The following is a 16,550-nucleotide window of genomic DNA, read 5'->3' on the forward strand; positions in this document are numbered from 1 at the left end:
CTCAACTCTCCTTTGCGCGCAGATTCAGGCGTCGTACCAGATCGGTCATCATCGCGCCCTCCGGATCGGCTTTTTCCACCGCGCTCTGCCATTTGTCCTGTTCGGGATACATGCCCGCCACCTGCGCGGCGTCGGCCACGCCGTCCTTGGCGAAATAAATCCGCCCGCCCGCGTCCTGCGCCATATCGGTCAGCTCTTTGATCAGATCTTCTGAGCCGTTCTTGTTCGGGAAATCGACGGCCAGCGTGTAGCCCTCCATCGGGAAAGACATATAGCCGCCACGACCCGGCCCCATCTTTTTGAGTACCGCCAGAGGCGAGGCGAGATGCGACGCGCCGATTTTTTCCAGCATCAGACGCAGCACATCGACGCGCTCGGGCGGCACCACGCATTGGAATTGGTTAAACCCGCGTTTGCCGTAGAGCCGGTTCCAGTCGTGGATCGCATCGAGCGGAAAGAACGGCTCTGTGATCGGTTTGACCGAGGTGCGGCCCTTCGCGGGCACGCGGCGGAAATAGAGCTCGTTGAACACCCGCACCACTGGCGCCGACAGCGCCCAGCCGGGGGCGTTGAAGGGCACCGCCTTGGCGCCCTCCTTACTGGTGTTGATGCCGGAGGTGATCTCGCCCTCTTCCAGAATCCCACGGCCCAGATGTGCACCGGTCGCCGTCGCGTCGATCCAGCCGACGGTGTAATCCGTTTTGCTCTCGTCGAAGGCGGCGAGGAATGCATCGAGGTTGTCGATCCGTCGCTCGGTCAGCACCATCATGTCGCCTTTGCAGGGCATGAGTTGAAGCTTGGCCTTGGCGATCACCCCGGTCTGGCCAAGGCCGCCAACGGTGGCTTTCCAGATCGCGCCGCTTTTGGGCGTGATGGTTTTCACCTCGGCACCTTGCAGCAGAGTGATCTCGGTCACATGCTGGCCAAAGGAGCCTTTCACATGGTGGTTTTTGCCATGCACGTCATTGGCGATACAGCCGCCGACCGTGGCAAAGCCCGTGCCGGGCATCACCGGGGGAATCCATCCCTGGGCGGCAAAAGCGCGGCCCAAGTCCCCGATCGGCATCCCGGCCTCGACCTCGACGATGCCGGTCTCGGCGTCGAAGGACACCACGCGGTCCAGTCGGGTCATGTCATAGGCGCGGCCGCCGTCATTCAATGCGACATCGCCATAAGAGCGCCGCATCCCAAAGGCGGGCGCGGCGAAGCCCGCGATGTCACGCAGCAAAGAAGATTGGCGTTCCGGGCGGGCGATCTGGCCCGTGGCGCTGCGCGCCCGACCCCAGCCGGCGTAAGTAACTGTGTTCCAAGTCATCGGAAATCCTGTGGATGACGGTGTCTGCTCTGACCTTTTCTAAGAGAAAGGCCTTGTGATTGCTCGGAGGTTTAAAAAACAATTGGGGCGACAATATGATGCTGTTTCTGTTTTTTGAACAATCAAGGCAGAGAAAAACGCGACCCATCTCTGAGCCGCGTTCCGTCTTCAGTGCAGTGAAAATACTCAGGTAGGCGCTCAGCCCACAATCGTCGCCTCGGTCGCCGCGCGAAGCTCGTCTTCGGTGACCCCATCGGCCAGCTCGACGATCTTGAGGCCGCCCTCGACCACATCCAGCACGCCCAGATTGGTGATCACCCGATCCACCACGCCCTGACCGGTCAAAGGCAGGGTGCAGGCCTTCAAAAGCTTGCTTTCACCATGTTTGTTGGTGTGATCCATCACCACCACCACACGGCCCACGCCCGCGACCAAATCCATCGCGCCGCCCATGCCTTTCACCAGCTTGCCGGGGATCATCCAGTTCGCCAGATCGCCCTTCTCATCGACCTCCATCGCGCCGAGGATCGCCATGGCGATCTTGCCGCCGCGGATCATGCCGAAGCTGAAAGAACTGTCGAAATAGGCCGTGTTCGGAAGCTCCGTGATCGTTTGCTTGCCCGCGTTGATCAGGTCCGGGTCCTCGTCGCCTTCATAGGGAAACGGCCCCATGCCGAGCATGCCGTTCTCCGACTGAAGCGTCACGGAAACGCCTTCCGGGATAAAGTTCGGCACCAAGGTCGGGATGCCGATCCCGAGGTTCACATAGGTGCCGTCTTCCAACTCCTGCGCCGCGCGTGCGGCCATTTGATTGCGGTCCCAAGCCATTACTATCCTCCTTTGCCGAACGTCTGTTCGGTCATCCTGTCATTTTCTGTTGGGTCGAGAGGGCGTCGCCCTCCGGTGTCAGTCCAAGACGATGCTCTGCGAGGGCGCAGAACACCTGCCATCCGTAGTCTGAATTCATATGCCGATGATCCACCTGCCCTTCGGGCGCGGTGATGTCGGTGCCGGGGCGGGCATAGCGGTCTTGCGTCATGAATTGCCCGGCGCGCGTCTCATGCGGTTGTAGAAAAACATCGAGACCCGCCGCCTGCATCCGCGTCGTGATGATCGCCTCATAGCGCGTCATCCACTGATCGGCGAAGCCACGTTGTGAGAGCGCGGTGAGGCCGTATTCATGTTTCGGACCCGGCGTGGTCGAACGCGCCAGAGGGTAGGGCGCGGGCAGGATGCAGTAGCGGTCGTCGGCCCCGAAACGGTCCACGATGTGATCGACGCGCGATTGCACCATGCTGGTCAGAAAGGCCGTGAGCGCTGCACTGGAGATCGGCGCCCGCCCGCTGCGCTCCGCTTCTTCGAGCACATCGTGAAACGCCATGAGCCGCATCACATGATTGAGCGTGAAACGTTCGCCGACCTGAATGATCAGGGAAAAGGGCGCAAAATCAATCTCAGGACGGTCCATCCAGGCGAGTTTGCGGGCCTTGGCATCTGCCGCACGCAAAATGCCATTCTCGAACAGGGCTTCGCTGAAAATCCGCCCCGGCATGCCGAAATAGCTGACCTCAAGACCGGGGAAGCCCGTCTTGATCCGCTCGCGCGCGGTGTAGAATGCGCCGGTATGCGAGGAGCCGACGATGAGAACCTTTTGCTCGCCCCTTTTGTCCGTCATGAGCGCGCCGCCTCGATCAGGGCCTCTTCGCAGACCAGGTCATCGTCTTCGTCCTCGTCGCCTTGCGCGGCGGTGTTGGCGGCCACATAGGCCGCGCCCTTCGGGTCATGAGCCTGAAAGAACATGCTCATGGCGGCGGCCACGCCTTCGTCGGTGACGGAGCGCAGGTTGTCCTTGTAAAACCGGCCTTGGGCCGCGGGGTTCGTGATCAGCTCATAGGAGGGGAAGTAATCGACATCGCCATAGCTGTCTGCAAGTTCTCCGGCGGCGGCACGCAGCACGGCTTTGGAATAGCCCGTCGACACCATCACATGTTTGCCCGAGGCCGTGGCGGTCAAGGGCACGGGCGAGACGGTCAAAACCATCCTGATCCCGGGGCGGAGCAGCACGAGCAGGGTCCGAAGCTGTTCGAGATCCTTGCGCAGCTCGGGCAGGGTGAAGTTGTGGAATTCGTAGTGCTCCGGGTCATAGTCCCCGGCGAGCGTGCCGGGCGCGGTCGGGTAGACCGTGCCGCTGTCGCGATGACGCCAGACCTCGGTCAGCCCGAGGGTGAAGACGAAAACCTCCGCCTCTTTCACGGCCCGAAGAACCCGGCGCAGATGCACCCGACGGGCCTGTCGCACATGCTCGGGACGCTCGAGCCCCTCGGGTTCGACATTGGGGCGCTGGGCATCGACATAGCGGCCTTCGCGCGTCCAGATCGGCTCGGCCGGGGTGAATTCGCCCAAGGCCTCGCGCAAAAGCTGAAGCATCTGACGCGCGGTGTAGATATTGCCGTAGCGCGCGGAGTAAAGCCCGTAGCCAAAGCGATTGAGCACCTCGCGGGCAATCGGGGCCACGGGGGTTTCCGTGTCGATCACTGCCCAATTGCGGGCCACCAGAGCGCGGTGGACATGCTGGGCAAAGCAACTGCCCGCGGTCATGATTTTGGTCTCGCGGGTGATCGGAAATTTCGGCAGGTACAGCCCCTTGATCGCCGAAGGCTCTGCTTCGGCGACGCCGCTCCGCCAAAAGGCGGAGGCCGGGAGGGTGTCATAGGGGCTGCCCAAGATCGTGTCGCGTTACGCCGCCGGACGGGGCCGCGTGGTGCGCTGTTCGATGCGCTTTTCATGCTCGCCCTGAATCAGGCGGTGCACATAGACGCCGGGCATGTGGATGTGGTCCGGGTCGAGCGAGCCGGTGGGCACAATCTCTTCGACTTCCATGATGCAGATCTTGCCGCACATCGCCGCTGGCGGATTGAAATTGCGCGCGGTCTTGCGGAAGATCGCATTGCCGGTCTCATCCGCTTTCCAGGCTTTTACGATGGAAATATCGGCAAAAATGCCCTCTTCCATGATGTAGGTTTCACCGTTGAACTCTTTGTGGTCTTTGCCCTCGGCGATGACCGTGCCGACGCCCGTCTTGGTGTAGAACCCCGGAATGCCAGCACCGCCTGCGCGCATGCGTTCGGCCAGTGTGCCCTGCGGGTTGAATTCCAGCTCCAGCTCGCCGGAGAGATACTGGCGCATGAATTCCGCGTTCTCGCCCACGTAGGAGGACATCATTTTCTTGATCTGGCGGGTTTCCAACAGCTTGCCGAGGCCAAAGCCATCGACGCCTGCGTTGTTTGAGGCCACCGTCAGGTCCTTGACCCCGCTCTCGACAATGGCGTCGATCAACAGCTCAGGGATACCACAAAGGCCAAACCCGCCCGCGGCGATCAGCATGCCGTCTTTCAAAATCCCGTCGAGGGCCTCTTTGGCCGACCCGTACACCTTACTCATCTTCGTCCTCCCGTGAATGGCGTTTGCCTGATTAACCGGGTTACGGGGGGGCAAGTCAATTGATTGCTGCGTTGCAAAATAATACGTTCGTTATTTGCAAATTTTGTTCGCAATGCGGACATCAGGGATAAGAAAAGCTGGGGTGAGCTATAATAATTTATTGTTTTTATCGGACTTGATTGTCCAGTGGGGTACATCATATTCATTATTGAGAATATGAATAATGCACAAAGGACACCCTATGCAGTTTTTCCCCGCGTCAAACCGCCCCGGAAGCCCGGATGTCGCCGCCTTCTACGAAGAGGCCAGCGGCTCCTGGCAATATGTCGTCATCGACCCGGTCACGAAAGCGGCGGCGATCATCGATCCGGTGCTGGATTTCGACCCGGCCTCCGGCGCCACTTGGACCACGAGCGCCGATGAGATCGCAAGCTATGTGACAGAGCAGGGGCTCAATGTCGTCTGGGTGCTCGACACCCACCCCCATGCCGATCATTTCTCCGCCGCGCCCTATCTTGCCGAACGATTTAAGGCGCCGCAGGCGATCGGCAAGAAGGTTCTGGAGGTGCAAAACATTTGGGCCGACCTTTACGCCGATGACAGCCTCAAAAACCGCCCCGAGTATTGGCAGCGCCTGTTCGAGCCGGGAGACACATTCGGCATCGGCGCTTTGACGGCGCAGGTTATCCTCTCCACAGGTCACACGCTGGCCTCGGTGTCCTACGTGATCAGCGATGCGGTTTTTGCCCATGACACTTTCATGGTGCCCGACAGCGGCACCGCGCGCGCCGACTTCCCGGGCGGCTCGTCTGCGGAGCTGTGGGACAGTTTGCAGACCATTCTCGCCCTGCCGGGAGAGACGCGTATTTTTGTCGGGCATGACTATAGAAAAGGCGGGCGGGAGGAGGCCTGTATGGCCACGGTGGCCGAACACAAGGCGTCGAACATTCATGTCAAAGACGGGATTTCGAAAGAGGCGTTCATCGAAACCCGGGACGCGCGGGATGCGACCCTGCCTCTGCCGGGACGAATGCTTTACGCGCTTCAGGTCAACATCCGGGGTGGGCGTTTGCCGGATCCGGATGACAAGGGCCGCGCGGTGTTTTCCATTCCGGTCAACCGGTTCGCGCCTAAGCTCTAACATGAAAAGGGCGCCTCTCGGAGCGCCCTTGTATTCTTCAGCGTATTATTCAGCGGCTTTCTTCTTCGCCGGAGCTTTCTTTGCGGCCGGTTTTTTGGCCGCCGCTTTCTTCGGGGCCGCCTTTTTCTTGGCGGGGGCTTTCTTGCCGCTCTTCGCCGCCTTTTCTGCAATCAGCTCGACCGCCTGATCCATGGTCAGGTCTTCGGGCTTGACGTCTTTCGGCAGCGTCGCGTTGACCTTTTCCCATTTCACATAGGGACCATAGCGGCCTTCCATCACCTGCACCGGACCTCCATCGGGGTGATCACCCAGCTCTTTGAGCGGTTTTGCCGCCGCAGAACGTCCGCGACCCGGGTTGTTGCGCTTGTCGGTGATCAGCTCGACCGCGCGGTTCATACCGCATTCGAATACGTCGTTCGGGTCCTTGAGATTGGCGTAAACCGGCTTCGCCTCATCTGGCAACTGGTGCATGAGGTACGGTCCGAAGCGGCCAAAATTGGCCTTGATCATGCCGCCATCCGGGTGCTCGCCGATCTCGCGGGGCAGGGACAGAAGCGTGAGCGCTTTTTCAAGGTCCATGTCGTCCTTCGACCAGCCTTTCGGCAGGGAGGCCCGCGGCGGTTTCTTGTTCTCCGGCGTTGGTTCTCCGCGCTGCACATAGGGTCCGAAACGCCCGGCCTTGAGCCAGATCTCATCGCCGGCATCCTCGCCCAAAAGCCGCTCGTCACCCTCGGCGCCTTCGCCCGCAATCGGGCGCGTGTAGGTGCACTCGGGGTAGTTCGAACAGCCGACAAAACCGCCGGTGCGCGAGGTTTTAAGGTGCAGAGAGCCTTGCCCGCATTTCGGGCAGACGCGCGGGTCAGAGCCGTCTTCGCGCGGCGGATAAAGCTGCGGAGCCAAAGCTTCGTCAAGTTTATCAAGCACTTCGGAGATGCGCAGGTCAGAGGTCTCAGCGATGGCCGCATGGAAATCGCGCCAGAATTTCGCCAGAACCTCTTTGTAATCGAGATCGCCTGCCGAAATTTCGTCGAGTTCTTCCTCCAAATTGGCGGTGAACTCATAGCCCACATATTTGCGGAAGAAATTCATCAGGAAGATCGTGACGATCCGGCCCTTGTCCTCGGGGATCAGGCGGTTCTGTTCCTTGCGGACATATTCGCGGTCCACGATGGTCGAGAGCACTGAGGCGTAGGTGGACGGACGCCCGATGCCGAGCTCTTCCATCCGTTTCACCAAGGTTGCCTCGGTGTAGCGCGGCGGCGGGTTGGTGTGGTGTTGAAGCCCCAGAACGGCGTCTTCCGCGCCCAACACGGCCTCTTTCTCCGCGGCTTCGGCTTTCAGCGCGCCTGCGACTTTTTTCAGAGCCTCGCCCTGCATGATCTGCGGCAGGCGGCCTTCGTCGTCCTCATCCACATCGTCGCGGCCCTCGGTGTAAACCGCCATGAAGCCGTCGAAGACCACGACCTGACCGGTGGCGCGCAGCACGACCTCCTGGTCGTCCGACATGATGTCGACTGTGGTGCGTTCGAGTTTCGCGCCTTCCATCTGGCACGCAATCGTGCGCTTCCAGATCAGGTCGTAGAGTTTGCGCTGGTCGCTATCCGTCAGGTTCACCTTGTCGGGGGCGGCGAACATATCCGTCGGGCGGATACATTCGTGGGCTTCCTGCGCGTTCTTCGCTTTGTTTTTGTAAATGCGCGGCGAGGAGGGGACATATTTGTCGCCATAGCGATCCTTGATCGCGTCGCGTGCTTGGGCCACGGCCTCGGGCGCCATGTCGATGCCGTCGGTCCGCATATAGGTGATCAGACCGGCCTCGTAGAGCCGCTGCGCCGCGTTCATGGTCTGACGCGCGCCCATGCCGAACTTGCGGCTGGCCTCTTGCTGAAGCGTCGAGGTCATGAAGGGCGCCGATGGGTTGCGGGAGCCGGGTTTGGCCTCCACGGAGGCAACTTTGAGCGCACGCGAGGACACGGCCTGAACGGCCATTTCGGCGCTCATCCGGTCTTTCAAATCGAATTTATCGAGTTTTTTTCCGGAAAGCTGCGTCAGGCGCGCTTCGAAATTCTGGCCGCGCGGCGTCTCGAGCATCGCCTTCACCGACCAGTATTCCTGCGGATTAAAGGCCTCGATCTCCATCTCGCGTTCGACGATCAGGCGCAGGCACACAGATTGCACACGGCCCGCCGAGCGCGCGCCCGGCAGTTTGCGCCACAGAACCGGCGAAAGGTTGAAACCCACGAGATAATCCAGCGCCCGGCGCGCCAGATAGGCGTCGACCAGCGGCACGTCCACTTGGCGCGGGCTTTTCATCGCTTCCAAAATGGCGGGCTTGGTGATGGCATTGAAGGTCACGCGCGACACGGCGGTCGATTTCTTGATCGCCCGGCGTTTGGTCAGCGCCTCTTGCAAGTGCCACGAGATGGCTTCGCCTTCGCGATCAGGGTCGGTCGCGAGGATCAGTTCGTCATCGTCTTTCAATGCATCCGCGATGGCCTTGACGTGTTTGCGGCTGTCGGCGCCGATCTCCCAGGTCATGTCGAAATCGTTGTCGGTGTCGACAGAGCCATCTTTGGGCGGCAGATCGCGCACGTGCCCGTAGGAGGCCAGCACCGTGTAATCCTTGCCGAGGTACTTGTTGATCGTTTTGGCCTTGGCGGGGGATTCGACAACAACAACTGGCATAGAGGGTCCTTAAGATTCTCGGGTGACTGGGGCCTATGGCGGCGGAAAATGGGGGCAGGCTATGAGAAATGTCAATGGACTGCACAGATTATTGTTCCAATGAGCATGGGTTTTCGAAAGAGTTGCGATGAATTGCCCCAGTGTTCCAAGTTGCGGAGTTTTCCATGCGTGCCCTCTTTTTCTCTGTCGTTTTGTCCTTTGCCGTGACCCCTCCTGTGGTCGCTCAGGACTGGCATGAACCCGCGCGTGGCAGTCTTGAACGCACGCAGATCATGAATGCGGTTCGTCCTGTGATCGAATGGCGGCTGGGCGCGCCGGTGGAGTTTGTCGTCTATGAATTGCGCTCCACGGGGAAGCGGGCCTTTGCCAGCCTCGCGCCGCAGCGTCCCGGCGGTGGCACGATCGACATCCGCGAGGTGCCCATGGTGCGCTATTGGGGAGATGATGCGTCCTATTTCGAAGAGGTCGGAGGCCTTGACGTGATCGCTTTTCTGATCCGCGAGGGCGATCAATGGGCCGTGGTGGATCATAGCATTGGCGCGACGGATGTCTGGTTCGCGAGCGAACCCTATTGTACCGTATTTCCGGAGCTTTTGTTTGACTATTGCCCGCTGAACTGATGCCCGCTGAACTGACCTCATCCCCTATCCAAGCGCCAGCATCCCACCGGGTTTGCGGGCGATGCGACCATCCAATTCGAGGCTGAGGATTTCCGCGCTGGCGCGGTCTGCGGTGACGCCGAGATCGCGGATCAGGTCGTCCTCGGGCAGGGGCGCGCCTGCGAGACGGGCGAGGATCTCGGTATGAAGGGCGGCGTGATCGGCGAGGCTGCGCATCTCGGCGGGGGCTTCGGGCACGGGGATCGCGTCCTGTGGCGTTTCCATCGCGGTCTGCGCCAGAGGCGAGGCGGCGGCCAGCGTGTCCATGACATCGCGCGCGCCGCGAATGAGCGTCGCCCCGTCACGCAGCAGGATATTGCAGCCCGCAGAACGCGCATCAAAGGGATGTCCCGGCACCGCCATGACTTCGCGCCCCTGATCGAGCGCGTTGCCAGCGGTCAACAATGAACCCGAGCGCGCGGCGGCTTCAATCACGATGGTGGCGCGCGACAGGCCGGAGACTATGCGGTTGCGCATCGGGAAATGCCGGGCGAAGGGCTTCATCCCGAACGGTTGCTCGGAGATCAACAGACCGCTCTCTGCGATGCTGTGATAGAGCGCCGTGTTCTCCGTCGGGTAAATCTCATCGAGACCGCCCGCGAGAACGGCGAGGGTGCCTGTGTCCAAAGCGGCCTCATGCGCGGTGGCATCGATGCCGCGTGCAAGGCCAGAGGCGATGGCAAAGCCTTCCTCGCCCAGTTCTCGCGCCAAAGTCCGGGTAAAGCGATGTCCCAAAGATGACGCATTGCGAGCGCCGACCACGGCCAATGTGGGGCGTTCGAACAGCGACAGATCGCCCTTGACCCAGATCGCGGGCGGGGCGTCGTCGATGAGGGCCAAAAGCGGCGGGTAGTCGGGATCGGAGCGCAGGATCAGCCGCGCGCCATGTTTACGGCCCGCGCGCAACTCGGCGTCGATCACGCCCTGAGGGCAAATCTGATAGTCGGAAACACCGGCCTGACGCGCAATCGCGGGCAGGGCGTCCAAGGCCGTCTGCGCATCGCCATGTTCACTCAAAAGCCGGTAAAAGGTGCTGACGCCAACGCGTCTGGAGCGCAAGAGCCGGAGCCAATTGGCCCTATCTTCCACGGTGTGGGGTGGGGTGAGGGGGTGGTGGGAAGGGATGAACTCCAATGAACCAACTCTCTCCGTCTCTTGCCCCATCACCATCGCGCAAAATGGTTAATGAGGTGTTACCACAAATCGGAAAGATTGGATTTTAGCCAAGTGCGAGACGATTTTTTGCCGGAATATTTACCGGACGTGCGTCGGTTTTCGCAAAAGCGGCCCGAAATGACGCATATCGGGCCGCTTTGTTCATAAAGGTTAACGTAGGCTTGGGCGCGAGGGGCTTGGACAGAATCGCACTCTGCAGCGCTCAGGCTGCGGAGCCCCCAACCGTCAGCCCGCCGATCAGCAAGGTCGGCTGACCCACACCCACCGGCACCCATTGTCCTTGTTTGCCGCAATTGCCGACGCCCGGATCGAGCGCCATGTCATTGCCGACCGCGCGAATCTGTTTCATGGCGGTGGCGCCGTCGCCAATCAGGGTCGCACCCTTCACTGGCGCGCCGATGCGACCGTTCTCGACACGGTAAGCCTCGGTGCAGTTGAAGACGAATTTGCCGTTGGTGATGTCGACCTGCCCGCCGGAAAAGCCCACGGCATAGATGCCGTTCTTCATATCGGCGAGGATCTCGTCCGGCGCCGCATCGCCGCCCAACATATAAGTGTTGGTCATGCGCGGCATCGGCGCGTGGGCATAGCTTTCGCGCCGCCCGTTGCCGGTGGGGGGCACGCCCATAAGTCGCGCGTTCTGGCGGTCCTGCATGTAGCCGACGAGGATGCCGTCTTCGATGAGGGTGGTTTTCTCAGACGGCGTGCCCTCGTCATCCACCGAGATTGACCCACGCCGATCCGGGATGGTGCCGTCGTCCAACACCGTGACGCCCTTGGCGGCGACCTGTTGGCCCATGAGGCCAGCGAAGGCGGAGGTTTTCTTGCGGTTGAAATCGCCCTCAAGCCCGTGGCCGACAGCTTCGTGCAGCAACACGCCCGGCCAGCCCGGTCCAAGAGCAACCTCCATCACGCCCGCAGGGGCAGGGACGGCGTCGAGGTTCACCACGGCGATGCGCAGAGCCTCGCGCGCCACGCCTTGCCAGTGATCGGGTGCGATGAGACCCGTGAGGCCAAAGCGCCCGCCACCCCCCGCAGAGCCACTTTCGCGACGACCGTTCTGTTCGACGATGACTGCAATCGACAGCCGCGCCATCGGGCGGATGTCGGAGGTCAGCCCGCCTTCGGGGCGCAGGATATAGACTTCTTGGTGAGAGGCCGCGAGCGAGGCAGTGACCTGCACCACGCGCGAATCGAGTGCCCGCAGGTAGTCGTCGATCTCTTTCAATGTGTCGATCTTGACGTCAAAGGCCGCGCCTTCGAGCGGGTTTTCGTCGGTATAAAGATGCACATTCGTGGCCCGCGGCGCCTCGGCCAGCGTGCCGCCGCCCGCGCCCACGGCGAGACGGGCGGTCTCGGCGGCGCGGCGGATGGCCTGTTCGGAAATCTCGGTCGAATGGGCGTAACCCGCCGTCTCGCCACGCACGGCGCGCAGGCCGAATCCTTCGGAGGCGTCATAGGAGGCGGTGCGAATCCGTCCGTCGTCCAAAACCAGACCCTCAGAGGTGCGGCGCTCGAGGAAAAGTTCGCCGTCATCGGCGCCCGCGACAGCGTCGCGCAGGATCGCGAGGGAGCTTTCCAATTCGATCGCATTTGTAAATGGGTCAAAACGTCTCGAATTCACAGATTTTCTCCCTTTGGACTTGATCTAGATCAAAAAAGTGGCTCAAACAGATGGGGAATTCTTGTCCCATCACGCCTAATATGGTTTTTGATAGGGCAGACTCAAATGAAAATGCACCCGGAAGACCGGGGCAGCCGTCGGGGAGCCAACCCTGATTGCAACCTAGGGAAGAGACTATGCGCATAAAATCTTTCGGGTCCGCTCGGGCGGCCACTCTTTTTGCAACTATGTCCGGGGCCTTGAGCGCCGCGACGGGCGCCTGGGCTCAGGACGGCGAGCTTTTGGGCGCGCCTGAGCCCGGCAAAATGGGCTTTCAAGCCCCGGCGACCGAGCTTGCCCGCGACCTTCAAGGTCTCGATCACATGCTTTTGGTGATCATCACGGTGATCGTGGCCTTCGTGGCGGCACTCATCCTCTGGGTGATCGTGCGCTACAACCGCAAGGCCAACAAGACGCCCGCGACCTTCACCCACAACACGCCGATCGAAGTGGCCTGGACCATCGTGCCGATTCTGATCCTTGTGGTCATCGGGGCGTTCTCGCTTCCGGTGCTGTTCAAGCAACAGGAAATCCCGGATGGCGACATCTACATCAAGGTGACGGGCTATCAGTGGTTCTGGGGCTATGAATATGTTGACGAAGGTTTTTCCTTTGACAGCTACCTTCTGGGCCACCCGGCCAATATGACCGATGAGGATATCGCCGCGGGCGGTCGCAGCTATGTGCTGAACGACGCGATGCGTGCAAAACTGGTCAAAGCGGGCTACACTGAGGATCAGTTCCTTCTGGCCACCGACACCAAGGTTGTCGTGCCGGTTGGTAAGACGATTGTGATGGGTGTGACCGGCGCGGATGTGATCCACAGCTGGACAATCCCGGCCTTTGGCGTGAAACAGGATGCCGTTCCGGGCCGTGTGGCCGAGCTTTGGTTCAAAGCGGAGAAAACCGGCACCTTCTTCGGTCAATGTTCGGAACTTTGCGGCAAGGATCACGCCTATATGCCGATCACCGTTCAGGTGGTGGAGCAGGACGAGTATGACGCCTGGCTCCTTCAGGCCAAAGAGCTCTACGCCGCCAATGAGGCCGCTCCGAGCAACATCCGACTGGCCTCTGCCGACTGACTTTTTCGGGTGAGGGCGGATCAACCGCCCCGCCTTTCTTTGCCCACGCACGCCCCCATGAAGAGACGAAATGTCCGCTTGGGGGCATACGCACAACTGGAAGTGACGCGATGACTGACGCGACGATCGTATTGGATGACAACCATGAAGCGGGCTTTGGCGATTATTTCGCCTTGTTGAAGCCGCGCGTCATGTCGCTGGTCGTCTTTACCGCTTTTGCGGGTCTGATCGTGGCGCCGGGTGGCATCCATCCCTTCCTCGGCTTCTTCGCCATTCTCTGCATCGCCATCGGCGGCGGTGCCTCCGGCGCGCTGAACATGTGGTATGACAGCGACATCGATATGGTGATGAAGCGCACCAAGTCGCGCCCGATCCCGGCGGGGAAAGTCACCCGTGGTGAGGCGCTTGGTTTTGGTCTGACGCTTTCGGCCTTTTCCGTCGTGATGCTCTATCTGGCGACCAACTGGGTGGCCGCCGCTCTGTTGGCCTTCACGATCTTTTTCTATGCGGTGGTCTACACCATGTGGCTCAAACGCGCGACGCCGCAGAACATCGTGATCGGCGGGGCCTCTGGCGCGCTGCCTCCGATGATCGGCTGGGCCGCTGTCACGGGCGACATCACCCTGTCGTCTGTCCTGATGTTCATGCTGATCTTCATGTGGACGCCGCCGCATTTCTGGTCGCTCGCCCTGTTCATGAACGCCGATTACGACAAGGCGAAAGTGCCGATGCTGACCGTGACCCACGGCAAACGCGCGACCCGCAATCACATCCTCGTCTACACCATCCTTTTGGCCGGTTTTGCCGCCGCGATGTTCGCCACACCTCTGGCGGGCTGGAGCTATCTGATCGTCGCCGTGGTGATGAACGCCGCCTTCCTGCGCGGGGCCGTTGTGCTTTGGCGTCGCAATGAGGAAGAGGCCGAGGCGGATAACTACAAGGCCGAGCGCGCGTTTTTCAAACTGTCGCTGGCCTACACTTTCCTGCATTTCATGGCTCTGATGGCCGATAAGGCGCTCTTTGCCTTTGGTATTGGAGGCCCGTTCTAAGATGGCGATCACCAAACTTCACGACATGCACACGCGCCGCCGCTCCCGCAATGTGGGGCTTGGGCTGGCGCTGGGGGCCTTTGTGGTGCTTTTGCTCGGTCTGACCGTGGTCAAAGTGACCGTTCTCGACCCGTCGATCGCGGCACAGGAGGCTGGATACTGATGGCCGGACGTAGCCCGAAAAAGACTGTGTTCCAACTTGTGGGGGTCGTTGTCCTCATGGGCGGTCTGGCTTGGGCCTCGGTGCCGTTTTACAGCTGGTTCTGCGCGGTCACGGGCTTTGGCGGCACCACGAACGTGGCCGCGGGGGCCTCGGACACCATTCTGGACGAGACCATCAAGATCCGCTTTGACGCCAACACCGATCAGTCGATGCCATGGGAGTTCAAACCCGTGGAAAACACGATGGAGGTTCGGATCGGCGAAACCGGGCTGGCGTTTTACGAGGCCTACAATCCGACCGACCGCGTGGTTGCAGGCACGGCGTCCTACAATGTCGCGCCCTTCGAGGCCGGCGGCTTTTTCACCAAGATCGACTGTTTCTGTTTCACCGAACAGGTGCTGAAACCGGGGGAGCGCGTGTTGATGCCCGTGACCTTCTATGTCGATCCTGAGATCACCACCGACAGGGATGCGAAATTTATCCACCGCATCACGCTGTCGTATACATTCCATGAAACAGACCTGCCCGAAGACTATGCCGCATTGGAGGCGGGCACATCTTCGGACACGAGTTTGAACTAAGCCCGAACGGGTCACCAAGGGAGAGGGACGCACACTATGGCGCATGAAAAGAACCACGATTACCACATCCTTCCGCCATCGCCCTGGCCGCTGATGGCGGCTGTCGGCGCCTTTATCATGCTGTTCGGCGCCGTGATGTGGATGGCCAACGACAACCCGTTCATCTTCCTGATCGGTTTCGTCGGCGTGCTTTACGTGATGTGGAGCTGGTGGTCGGACACGATCAAGGAAAACAAGGCGGGCGATCACACGCCGGTGGTGCGGATCGGCCTGCGCTATGGCTTCATCATGTTCATCATGTCCGAAGTCATGTTCTTTGCAGCCTGGTTCTGGGCGTTTTTCAAGAACACGCTGTACCCGATGTACACCTATGCGGGCACTGAATATGTCAAACCGGAGATCATCCCGGTCGACGCGTTTCACCTGCCGCTGATCAACACGCTGATCCTTCTGTGCTCCGGCGCCGCTGTGACCTGGGCGCACCATGCGCTGGTGCATGGCAACATCCGCAAGGACCTCGTGGCCGGTCTAGCCATCGGTGTGGGCTTTGGCGCGGTGTTCACGCTGTTTCAGGCCTATGAGTATTATGAGCTTGTCATGCATGAAGGTTGGACCTTCGGTGGCGATTTCTTCTACGGCTCTTTCTTCATGGCGACGGGTTTCCACGGGTTCCATGTCATCATCGGCACGATCTTTCTGCTGATCTGCCTTGTGCGCTCGATGAAGGGTGACTTCACCCCGGACGATCACATCGGGTTTGAGGCGGCTGCGTGGTACTGGCACTTCGTGGACGTCGTCTGGCTCTTCCTGTTTGTGGTGGTCTATATCTGGGGCCAGTAAGGCCTGAGTATTTCCAGCACTAAGGAAACTCGATAGAAGGGCGCGGTTGACGCGCCCTTTTTCTTTGGAGGCTTTATGTTCAAGCGGATGATTTTTCCCATCGTGATCGGGGTCTTGGGCTGCGCGATTCTGATCTGGTTGGGCACATGGCAACTCTCGCGGCTTGTGTGGAAAGAGGGCGTTCTGGCCGAGATCCGCGCGGAGATTGGCGCCGATCCGGTGCCTTTGCCGAAAGCGATTGATCCCTCGATGAAATATCTGCCTGTGGTGGCGACGGGGGAGATCGGTGACGGTGAGCTTCATGTGCTGGTCTCGCGCAAACAGATCGGCGCGGGATACCTGATTATTGCACCTATGACGTTGGACGACGGGCGGCGAGTGTTGCTCGATCGTGGGTTTGTGCGGGACATGGAGAAAGATGTCCAGCGCCCCAAAGGCGAGGTCACGGTGGTCGGCAACCTGCATTGGCCGGATGATATGAACAGCTCGACGCCTGCACCCGATGTGGGGCGTAACATCTGGTTCGGGCGTGATATTCCAGCGATGGCGGAGGCACTCGGCACAGAGCCCGTGTTGATCGTGGCGCGCGATAGTACCGGGGAGGGTATAGAGCCGATGCCAGTGGGCATCGAGGGCATCCCGAACGATCATCTCGAGTATGCAATCACATGGTTTTCGCTCTGCCTTGTCTGGTTAGGGATGACTCTTTTCCTTCTGTGGCGTATCAGGGCGCGAACGGACTAAAGAGCAGATGA

At 60.4% G+C, this 16,550-nt stretch carries 16 protein-coding genes; 8 read left to right on the top strand and 8 right to left on the bottom strand.

Translation table 11 applies throughout. The features are described from left to right. Position 1 precedes the first annotated feature (1 nt). The 5 genes from LC094_RS17780 to LC094_RS17800 form a co-directional block, all read right to left on the bottom strand. Positions 2-1,315, bottom strand: a complete 1,314-nt coding sequence (locus LC094_RS17780) for an FAD-binding protein (RefSeq protein ID WP_226554141.1) — start codon at positions 1,313-1,315, stop codon at positions 2-4. Positions 1,316-1,513: 198 nt separating this feature from the next. Further along, positions 1,514-2,143, bottom strand: coding sequence for a 3-oxoacid CoA-transferase subunit B (locus LC094_RS17785; protein WP_226554142.1), 630 nt, complete (start codon positions 2,141-2,143; stop codon positions 1,514-1,516). A gap of 31 nt (positions 2,144-2,174) precedes the next feature. After that, complete coding sequence (locus LC094_RS17790; protein WP_226554143.1) at positions 2,175-2,990, bottom strand: hypothetical protein; 816 nt, start codon at positions 2,988-2,990, stop codon at positions 2,175-2,177. Further along, positions 2,987-4,039 (bottom strand): GSCFA domain-containing protein, encoded by a 1,053-nt coding sequence (locus LC094_RS17795; protein ID WP_226554144.1) that lies wholly within the window; start codon positions 4,037-4,039, stop codon positions 2,987-2,989. The genes LC094_RS17790 and LC094_RS17795 overlap by 4 nt, the downstream gene beginning before the upstream one ends. A gap of 12 nt (positions 4,040-4,051) precedes the next feature. After that, positions 4,052-4,756, bottom strand: coding sequence for a CoA transferase subunit A (locus LC094_RS17800; RefSeq protein WP_226554145.1), 705 nt, complete (start codon positions 4,754-4,756; stop codon positions 4,052-4,054). Between the two features lie 241 nt (positions 4,757-4,997). Here LC094_RS17800 and LC094_RS17805 point away from each other — a divergent pair, with 241 nt between their 5' ends. Next, positions 4,998-5,897, top strand: coding sequence for an MBL fold metallo-hydrolase (locus LC094_RS17805; RefSeq protein ID WP_226554146.1), 900 nt, complete (start codon positions 4,998-5,000; stop codon positions 5,895-5,897). A 45-nt stretch (positions 5,898-5,942) separates the two neighbouring features. Here the strand turns inward: LC094_RS17805 and topA are convergent, their stop codons facing one another. Continuing rightward, positions 5,943-8,582 carry a type I DNA topoisomerase gene (topA, locus tag LC094_RS17810; RefSeq protein ID WP_226554147.1) on the bottom strand — a complete coding sequence of 880 codons (2,640 nt, stop codon included), beginning with the start codon at positions 8,580-8,582 and terminating at the stop codon, positions 5,943-5,945. Between the two features lie 164 nt (positions 8,583-8,746). Between topA and LC094_RS17815 the strand changes: the two genes are divergently transcribed. Next, the gene (locus LC094_RS17815) at positions 8,747-9,202 is read left to right on the top strand and encodes a hypothetical protein (RefSeq protein ID WP_226554148.1); all 456 of its coding nucleotides are present in this window, start codon (positions 8,747-8,749) and stop codon (positions 9,200-9,202) included. 24 nt (positions 9,203-9,226) lie between these two features. Here LC094_RS17815 and dprA read toward each other — a convergent pair whose 3' ends face one another. Both dprA and tldD read right to left on the bottom strand, forming a co-directional pair. Further along, the gene (gene dprA / locus LC094_RS17820; protein ID WP_449727671.1) at positions 9,227-10,405 is read right to left on the bottom strand and encodes a DNA-processing protein DprA; all 1,179 of its coding nucleotides are present in this window, start codon (positions 10,403-10,405) and stop codon (positions 9,227-9,229) included. A gap of 214 nt (positions 10,406-10,619) precedes the next feature. Next, positions 10,620-12,041, bottom strand: a complete 1,422-nt coding sequence (tldD, locus tag LC094_RS17825; RefSeq protein ID WP_226554150.1) for a metalloprotease TldD — start codon at positions 12,039-12,041, stop codon at positions 10,620-10,622. Positions 12,042-12,217: 176 nt separating this feature from the next. On the opposite strand from tldD, the gene coxB reads away from it, so the two are divergent. The 6 genes from coxB (at position 12,218) to LC094_RS17855 (ending at position 16,539) form a co-directional block, all read left to right on the top strand. Then, a complete protein-coding gene (gene coxB / locus LC094_RS17830) occupies positions 12,218-13,162 on the top strand; it encodes a cytochrome c oxidase subunit II (protein ID WP_226554151.1) in 945 nt (314 codons plus the stop codon). 110 nt (positions 13,163-13,272) lie between these two features. Next, entirely contained in the window at positions 13,273-14,211 is a 939-nt protein-coding gene (gene cyoE, locus LC094_RS17835; protein WP_226554152.1) for a heme o synthase, read from the top strand. A gap of 1 nt (position 14,212) precedes the next feature. Next, positions 14,213-14,374: a hypothetical protein gene (locus LC094_RS17840; protein WP_226554153.1), complete on the top strand. Its 162-nt coding sequence runs from the start codon at positions 14,213-14,215 to the stop codon at positions 14,372-14,374. Further along, positions 14,374-14,955 carry a cytochrome c oxidase assembly protein gene (locus tag LC094_RS17845; RefSeq protein WP_226554154.1) on the top strand — a complete coding sequence of 194 codons (582 nt, stop codon included), beginning with the start codon at positions 14,374-14,376 and terminating at the stop codon, positions 14,953-14,955. The genes LC094_RS17840 and LC094_RS17845 overlap by 1 nt, the downstream gene beginning before the upstream one ends. Before the next feature lie 36 nt (positions 14,956-14,991). After that, positions 14,992-15,795, top strand: coding sequence for a cytochrome c oxidase subunit 3 (locus tag LC094_RS17850; RefSeq protein WP_226554155.1), 804 nt, complete (start codon positions 14,992-14,994; stop codon positions 15,793-15,795). Between the two features lie 75 nt (positions 15,796-15,870). Continuing rightward, on the top strand, positions 15,871-16,539 hold the full coding sequence (locus LC094_RS17855) for an SURF1 family protein (RefSeq protein ID WP_226554156.1): 669 nt from the start codon (positions 15,871-15,873) through the stop codon (positions 16,537-16,539). Positions 16,540-16,550 lie beyond the last annotated feature (11 nt).

This window comes from Celeribacter naphthalenivorans, assembly GCF_020524585.1.
Classification (GTDB): domain Bacteria; phylum Pseudomonadota; class Alphaproteobacteria; order Rhodobacterales; family Rhodobacteraceae; genus Celeribacter; species Celeribacter naphthalenivorans.